Here is a 1,445-nt window from a genome sequence, read left to right as displayed (position 1 = left end):
CGCGCTGGCCAGCGCGGTGCGCTCGTGGGTTCGCCAGCGCTGATGCCAGAGTTTCTTGTCCTCGCGCTCGCTACGGCAGGTCGTGTGCCCAACGATGGGCGTTTTGCGGCGGCTGCGGCTCATGATGTGGTTGTCTCCAAGAACATTCAGGACAGGCTTTCTGGGTAGAGCGCCGTCAACCGGGACAGGGTTTCTTGCACTTGTTCCAGCGAGGTCATCAGATGATCAACCTGATCCTGAAGATCCACGGCGAGATCAAATAGCTCAGCCACTCGGCTGCGTGATCCCTCGTTGAACGCGGCCATTGCCAGTTGATGCAGCTTCAACAGGTCGGTGCGCAGTTGCGGAGGTGCGCCGTCTGCGCTGTCATTCAAATCGCCGCGCAGCACGTCCACGGCATCGACTGCACGCAGCAGTGCCGTGGTATCGAAATTCTCGGGAGTCAGTTCGTCCCATTCGTCGTCGGTGATGCGGGCTGCCATCAGGAGAGCTCCGATTAAGCGGTTGCGAGCGTTAGATGCCCGATCGGCTCGGCTGCTGGCCGTACCTTGATTTCGATGTCGTAGCCGAGGCGATTCAGACAATCCATCAGCTTGCGTTCGGATAGATTGGTGAAGTCGCCGCGCATCATGCCCGACACCTTCGGTTGCGGGATGCCCATGCGTTTGGCCGCCGCTTGTTGAGTCAGCCCAAGGGCGCGCATGGCCCTCCTGATCTCGACCACCAGGCCGGTCTTGATCTTGAGCTTTTCAGCGTCAGGCAGTCCAAGGTCGGCAAAGACGTTGCCCGAGCTGCGCTGAACCTCGACGCCTTCAATGATTCGTTTTTGCATTTCGTAGCTCCTGTGCCAATACCTCGGCCACCTTCAGCCGAGCGCGGATGATGTCCATGTCGGCCTTTGGCGTGGCGATTCCGCTCTTGCTCTTCTTCTGGAAGCAGTGCAGGACGAACACCGCTTCCGCAAACTTGACCGTGTATACCGCTCGATAGGTGCCGCCGGCATCGTCTTCGACGACCTCCAGCACGCCGGCACCACCGAACCCCTTGAGCACCTTTGCTGCGTCATCCTGATCGCCTATCTGCGCCAACGAGAGCGCGTAACCGAAACGGCGACGCACGTCGGACGGCAACGCCATCAAATCCTTGTGGCTGCTCGCGATCCATTCGAGCGGTTTTTCTTTGTTTGTCATGACGGAATTTTATACCTGTTCAGGTAATGATGTAAACGCGGCAACCTCAAGGAGGTGTCGTAAAACATTTGTTTTGCGACAGGCTGTCAGCCGCCGCTGTGCTACCTGTGCAACACCCCCTCAAAAATGTACGGAAAACTCTATCGCTATTCACTATTATGCGGAAACCTGTTTTTGATGGTTATCCGCCTATGTTGGTTGGCTACATGCGCGTGTCGTCGGACTCCGACCGCCAGAGCACGGACTTGCAGCGCG

3 protein-coding genes and 1 pseudogene are annotated in these 1,445 nt (G+C 57.9%); 1 reads left to right on the top strand and 3 read right to left on the bottom strand.

What is annotated here, in order from left to right:
- Positions 1 to 146 precede the first annotated feature (146 nt).
- Genes GHO32_RS26005 through GHO32_RS25995 form a run of 3 tightly spaced genes read right to left on the bottom strand, consistent with a single transcriptional unit; the run spans position 147 to position 1,190 of the window.
- A complete protein-coding gene (locus GHO32_RS26005) occupies positions 147 to 482 on the bottom strand; it encodes a hypothetical protein (protein ID WP_000741275.1) in 336 nt (111 codons plus the stop codon).
- A 14-nt stretch (positions 483 to 496) separates the two neighbouring features.
- The gene (locus GHO32_RS26000) at positions 497 to 832 is read right to left on the bottom strand and encodes a helix-turn-helix domain-containing protein (RefSeq protein ID WP_001172026.1); all 336 of its coding nucleotides are present in this window, start codon (positions 830 to 832) and stop codon (positions 497 to 499) included.
- Complete coding sequence (locus GHO32_RS25995) at positions 813 to 1,190, bottom strand: type II toxin-antitoxin system RelE/ParE family toxin (protein WP_003151133.1); 378 nt, start codon at positions 1,188 to 1,190, stop codon at positions 813 to 815. The genes GHO32_RS26000 and GHO32_RS25995 overlap by 20 nt, the downstream gene beginning before the upstream one ends.
- 158 nt (positions 1,191 to 1,348) lie before the next feature.
- Here GHO32_RS25995 and GHO32_RS25990 point away from each other — a divergent pair.
- Positions 1,349 to 1,445 (top strand): annotated as a pseudogene (locus GHO32_RS25990) (recombinase family protein); the annotation flags it as partial.

Source organism: Pseudomonas sp. FSL R10-2189, assembly GCF_009600325.1.
Taxonomy (GTDB): Bacteria; Pseudomonadota; Gammaproteobacteria; order Pseudomonadales; family Pseudomonadaceae; genus Aquipseudomonas; species Aquipseudomonas helleri.
The sequence above is the reverse complement of the archived record's forward strand: the minus strand, read 5'-3'. Positions and strand labels throughout refer to the sequence as shown.